This is a genomic window from Dietzia sp. E1 (assembly GCF_014145015.1).
GTDB classification, from domain to species: Bacteria; Actinomycetota; Actinomycetes; order Mycobacteriales; family Mycobacteriaceae; genus Dietzia; species Dietzia cinnamea_A.
On the sequence record NZ_JAALDU010000152.1, the window covers coordinates 1 to 5,531 of the forward strand.

The window sequence follows — 5,531 nt, forward strand, 5'->3', positions numbered from 1 at the left end:
GGCGCCCGGCGGGGTCAGCCGATCCGGCGCCGGAGCTCGTCCACCCCGCCGCCGGTGAGGTCGCCGAGAAAGGTCCCGCGGCCCGCCATCGCCATGACGAGCGCGAGGGTCGGCCCCGCCACCTCCGAACCGGGGCCCGCCGAACCGGGGCCCGCCTCGAACGGCCCGTCCGTCGCCCGCAGGCGCAGCCCTTTGACGAGCGTCGCGCTGTTCACCGCGAAATCCTTCGACGCGTAGAACGAGGCCACCGCGGTGAGCGCGTCGATCGGGTAGTCGCGCAGCCGGCCGAGGGGTCGGCGGATGTCCTCGGCGTGCACGATCGTCTCGCCGAGCCACGCCGCGGTGTCACCGAACGGCGCCACCCGCAGCGTCGACGAGTCGACGAAGTTCTCCAGCGTCTCCCGTGGGGTGGCGCCGAGCTGCTCCTCCAGCCGCCGGCGGTTGTGCCGGTCGGTGTCGAAACCCGCGCCGACGAAGCTGCGGATCCACCGCAACCGGCCGGTCCGGGCCACCGCGGTGAGGTGCGCGACCACCTCCTCGACCCGCCACCGGGTACACAGCGAGATCACGTGCCAGTCGGTGTCGTCCAGCTGACCGAGTTCGTCGGCGAGCGCGTCGCGCTCGAGGTGGATGGCGCGCCAGAGCCGGTCACTGTCCGCGGATGGTCGGCTCATGGTTCCTCCCGGACGCGGCGACTCGGCTGAGGACATCGAACCACGCGGCGGCACCCGGCGGCGGCGAGTCGTCGCCTCCCGGTCCGCGCTGAGTCCCGGTCCGCGCCGTCTCGCAGCCCTCACCGCCCACGGTCGGCATGATGGGAGCAGCCCCCGGCCACAGCCCACAGCCCCCGCCCCCTTGGAGGTCGACATGCGCAAATGGTTCCTCGGCGCGCCACTGGCCGCTCTCGCCGCGGTCGCGGCCACCGATCTGCGGCAGACCCGCTACCCGATCCTGCGGACCTTCCCCGTCCTCGGCCACGCTCGGATGGCACTGACCGCCATCGGCCCCGAGCTGCGGCAGTACATCGTCGCGGGCAACGACGAGGAACGTCCGTTCACCCGCGACCAGCGGGACTGGGTGTACGAATCCGCCGAGACGCGGGCGACCACGTTCGGCTTCGGCACGGACAACGACATCGAGTTCCTCGAGGGCTACCCGATCGTCAAGCAGCGCACCTTCAGCGACGTCACGCTGTCCGCCCGCCCGCACGCCGGGCAGCAGCTGCCGCTCCCACCCGCCAAGGTGCTCGGCGCGGCCCGGGGCCGCGCCCGCGCGTACCGACCGGAGTCACTGGTCAGCATCTCGGCGATGAGCTACGGCGCGCTCTCCGCCCCGGCGGTGGAAGCGCTCAACCGCGGCGCCGCCCTCTCGGGGGCCCTGCACAACACCGGCGAGGGCGGCCTGAGCCCGTATCACCAGAACGGCGCGGACCTGGTCTTCCAGATCGGCACCGCGTACTTCGGGGTCCGGGACGACGACGGCCGCTTCGACATCGACAAGCTGGTGGCGCTCACCGAGAAGCACCCGATCCGGGCCATCGAGATCAAGCTCAGCCAGGGCGCCAAACCGGGGCTCGGCGGGCTCCTGCCGGCGGCCAAGATCACCGAGGAGGTCGCCGCGATCCGCGGCATCCCGATGGGTGAGGACTGCGCGAGCCCCTCCCGCCACACCGCCTTCCACGACGTCGACTCGATGCTGGACCTGGTCGAGGAGATCGCGGACCGCACCGGACTGCCCGTCGGCATCAAGTCGGCGGTCGGCGACATGACCTTCTGGGAGGATCTCGCCACCGCGATGGTCCCGCGCGACCGGGGCGTCGACTTCATCACGATCGACGGCGGAGAGGGCGGCACCGGAGCGGGCCCGCTCGTGTTCACCGACGCCGTGTCCCTGCCCTTCCGCCTGGGCTTCCCACGCGTCTACTCGGTCTTCGCCGAAGCAGGGCTGACCGACGACGTCATGTTCATCGGGTCCGGCAAGCTCGGCATCCCGGAGAACGCGGTGGTCGCACTGGCGCTGGGCGTCGACATGATCAACGTGGCCCGCGAGCCGATGCTGTCGGTGGGCTGCATCCAGGCGCAGAAGTGTCACACCGGCGGATGCCCCACGGGGGTCGCCACCCAGAACCCCTGGCTCGTCCGCGGTGTCGATCCCACGGCGATGGCGGTGCGGTGCTCGAACTACATCCGGTCACTGCGCCGCGAGCTCGTCAAGGTCGCCGGCGCGGCGGGGGTCCCGCATCCCGGCCTCATCGGACCGACCGACGTCGAGCTCGCCCGCGGGACCCGGGACGCGCACACGCTGGCCGACATCTACGGGTACCGGGACGGCTGGGGGCTGCCGGGCGAGGACGATGCCCGCGCCATCACCGAGTTCATGGTCGCCTCCGGCGTCGCGGAGTACACGGCGGCCGTCACGCCGCCGGGAATCCGCCCGCGCGCAGGAGCCCCAGCTCGCGATTGAGGTTGGCGTGGGCCTGCTTCTCCCACATGTCGCGTCCCGCGCGCGTGAGGAACACCGAGCGCCGCTCGAGCAGCCCCTCCAGCGCGCCGATACGCCCGGCCACGAACCGCTCGCCCGGCACGTGGGCGTACTCGTGGCGGACGTCGCGGGCGTAGGTGTCATACGTGTCGGGGTCGGCGCCCAGCACGGCGAGGTCGGCGTCGGAGAGGACCGAACCGTTGAGGTCCCCCGGCTCGACGCGGTGCCCGCCCATGAGCCGGACCAGCCGCGCGACCTCGGCGGTCGGCGCAGCGGGGTCGAGCACTCGCTCCGCCAGCGCCGCGGACTTCTCGGTGTTCTCCGAGCCGGCGGGGTCGAACACCGCGGCGTGTAGCCACGCGGCCAGGCGGACCTCGGTGCCGTCGAACGACTCCCCGTCGGCCTCGAGCGCGTCGATCGCCCGCAGGACGGCCCGCAGGTGCGTCTCGTTGTGGTACCGCCGCTGCGGCTCGTTCCAGCGTTCGAGCAGGTCAGCACGCAGCTCGGGGGCGAGGAACTCGACGGTGGCGTCGAGGGGGTCAGCGGAGGCCGTGCGGTCCGTGTCCATGGTCGGACTCTACCGCCGTGCCCGCTCCGGGCAGGCCGGATCGGCCGGTCCCGGCCCCGGAGGCCTGCCCACCCCTACACGTCCAGGTCCGCCCCCGTCGGCGGCGGGAACCCTTCGAGGGCGGCGAGTTCGCGCTCGTCGAACGTGCGGGCCCGCGACAGGAACCGCTTCCCGGTCGGGTTCTCGAGACTGAACCCCGAGCCCCTGCCCGGGACGGCGTCCACCACCAGTTGCGTGTGCTTCCAGGTCTCGAACTGTGAGCCCGAGATCCACACGCGTACCCGGAGACCGGCCGACGCCCCGGGGGCGCGCGCCTCGTCGTCGTCGTCACCCAGGTCCAGTTCCCCCACCAACACGTCGCGCTGACCGACGCGGAACTCCCCGTCCGGGTAGCACATGGGCGCGGACCCGTCGCAGCACCCGCCGGACTGGTGGAACATCACCGGCCCGTGCCGGCCGACGAGCTCGCGGAGGAGCTCGACGGCCGGCTCGGTCGCCACCACGCGCGGAGGCAGATCCCCGGGCGCGCCCTCGGGCGCCGCGGCGCGCGCGGCGATCCGCACGCTCCCACCCGAGGGCAGCCCGCACACGTCGTCCATGCTGCTCACGCCCGGCTCAGAAGAAGCCCTGCGGCTTGCCCGAGTAGCTCACGAGCAGGCACTTGGTCTGCTGGTAGTGGTCGAGCATCATGAGGTGGTTCTCGCGGCCGATGCCGGACTGCTTGTAGCCGCCGAACGCCGCGTGCGCCGGGTACTGGTGGTAGGTGTTGGTCCACACGCGGCCGGCCTGGATGGTGCGGCCGGCGCGGTAGGCGGTGGTGCCGTTGCGCGACCACACGCCGGCGCCGAGGCCGTAGAGGGTGTCGTTGGCGATCGTCATGGCGTCGTCGAAGTCGGTGAACGAGCTCAGGGAGAGCACGGGCCCGAAGATCTCCTCCTGGAACAGCCGCATCTTGTTGTGGCCGCGGAACACGGTGGGCTGCACGTAGAAGCCGCCGGCCAGGTCGCCGTCGAGTTCGGCGCGCCCGCCGCCGGTGAGCACGTCCGCGCCCTCCTGCTTGCCGATGTCGATGTAGGACAGGATCTTCTCCAGTTGGTCGGTGGAGGCCTGCGCGCCGATCATCGTGTCGGTGTCCAGCGGGTTGCCGGTCTTGATGCGGTTCGTCCGCTCGATCGCGAGCTCGGTGAACTCGTCGAAGATCGACTTCTGCACGAGCGCGCGCGAGGGGCACGTGCACACCTCGCCCTGGTTGAGGCCGAACATCGCGAAGCCCTCGAGAGCGGCCTGGCGGAAGTTGTCGTCGGCGTCCATGACGTCGGCGAAGAAGATGTTGGGGCTCTTGCCGCCCAGCTCGAGGGTGACGGGGATGAGGTTCTCCGAGGCGTACTGCATGATCAGCCGGCCCGTGGTGGTCTCGCCGGTGAACGCGACCTTGCGGATGCGCGGGTTGGAGGCGAGCGGCTTGCCGGCCTCGGTGCCGAAGCCGTTGACCACGTTGACCACGCCCGCCGGCAGCAGGTCGCCGATGAGGGACATGAGGTAGAGGATCGAGGCGGGCGTCTGCTCGGCCGGCTTGAGAACCACGCAGTTCCCGGCGGCCAGGGCGGGCGCGAGCTTCCACACCGCCATGAGGATCGGGAAGTTCCACGGGATGATCTGCCCGACCACGCCGAGCGGCTCGTGGAAGTGGTAGGCCACCGTGTCGTCGTCGATCTGGGAGATCCCACCCTCCTGGGCGCGGATGGCACCGGCGAAGTAGCGGAAGTGGTCGATCGCCAGCGGGATGTCCGCGTTGAGGGTCTCGCGGATCGCCTTGCCGTTGTCCCAGCTCTCGGCCAGCGCCAGCTTCTCGAGGTTCTCCTCCATCCGGTCCGCGATCCGCAGCAGCACGAGCGAGCGCTCGGCGGCGGAGGTGGCGTTCCACGCGGGCGCGGCGGCCCACGCGGCGTCGAGCGCGGCCTCGATGTCCTCGGCGGTCCCGCGGCCCACCTCGCAGAACACCTGGCCGGTGATGGGGGTGACGTTCTCGAAGTACTCGCCCTTGGCCGGAGCCTTCCACTCGCCGCCGATGTAGTGCTCGTAGCGGCTCTCGTAGGACATCACCGCGTCGGCGGAACCTGGCTGGGAGTAGACGGTCATGTCGGGCACCTCTCGTCTGCGCGCGCCGGCCCTCACGGCCGGCGACTGTGATGCAGGACACTAATCGCGGGAGGGTTGCACGGACGTTGCACGCCGCGCGGAGCGGCGAGGGCGGCCAGGGGCGGCCACGGGCGGCGTGGGAGGAACCGGGGCGACGACGACGAGGCGCTCAGGCCCCCAGGCGGTCGTCCAACACCCGGTGCACCGAGCGGGCCGAGGACCTCGCCGCCGGGGAGAGATCGGGCAGCGACCCCAGGGCCCGCCAGGCGTCGGGGTCCTCGCGACCGGGGCCGGCGGTCCAGGCGCGCAGGGCCCGCACCGATCCCGCGCCCAGCGCGGCGGC

Annotated in this window: 5 protein-coding genes; 1 reads left to right on the plus strand and 4 read right to left on the minus strand. The window is 72.0% G+C overall.

Annotated features, from left to right (window positions below):
* Positions 1–14: 14 nt before the first annotated feature.
* Entirely contained in the window at positions 15–674 is a 660-nt protein-coding gene (locus G6030_RS06245; protein WP_182642533.1) for a maleylpyruvate isomerase family mycothiol-dependent enzyme, read from the minus strand.
* Positions 675–867: 193 nt separating this feature from the next.
* Between G6030_RS06245 and G6030_RS06250 the strand changes: the two genes are divergently transcribed.
* Positions 868–2,463: an FMN-binding glutamate synthase family protein gene (locus G6030_RS06250; RefSeq protein ID WP_182642534.1), complete on the plus strand. Its 1,596-nt coding sequence runs from the start codon at positions 868–870 to the stop codon at positions 2,461–2,463.
* Here G6030_RS06250 and G6030_RS06255 read toward each other — a convergent pair.
* The 3 genes from G6030_RS06255 to G6030_RS06265 all read right to left on the minus strand — a co-directional run bounded on the left by G6030_RS06255 (position 2,414) and on the right by G6030_RS06265 (position 5,188).
* Positions 2,414–3,049 carry a hypothetical protein gene (locus G6030_RS06255; RefSeq protein WP_182642535.1) on the minus strand — a complete coding sequence of 212 codons (636 nt, stop codon included), beginning with the start codon at positions 3,047–3,049 and terminating at the stop codon, positions 2,414–2,416. The two genes, G6030_RS06250 and G6030_RS06255, sit on opposite strands and share 50 nt — an antisense overlap.
* Positions 3,050–3,123: 74 nt before the next feature.
* A complete protein-coding gene (locus tag G6030_RS06260) occupies positions 3,124–3,648 on the minus strand; it encodes a DUF779 domain-containing protein (RefSeq protein WP_182642537.1) in 525 nt (174 codons plus the stop codon).
* A gap of 16 nt (positions 3,649–3,664) precedes the next feature.
* Positions 3,665–5,188, minus strand: coding sequence for an aldehyde dehydrogenase family protein (locus G6030_RS06265; protein WP_182642536.1), 1,524 nt, complete (start codon positions 5,186–5,188; stop codon positions 3,665–3,667).
* Between the last annotated feature and the right edge of the window lie 343 nt (positions 5,189–5,531).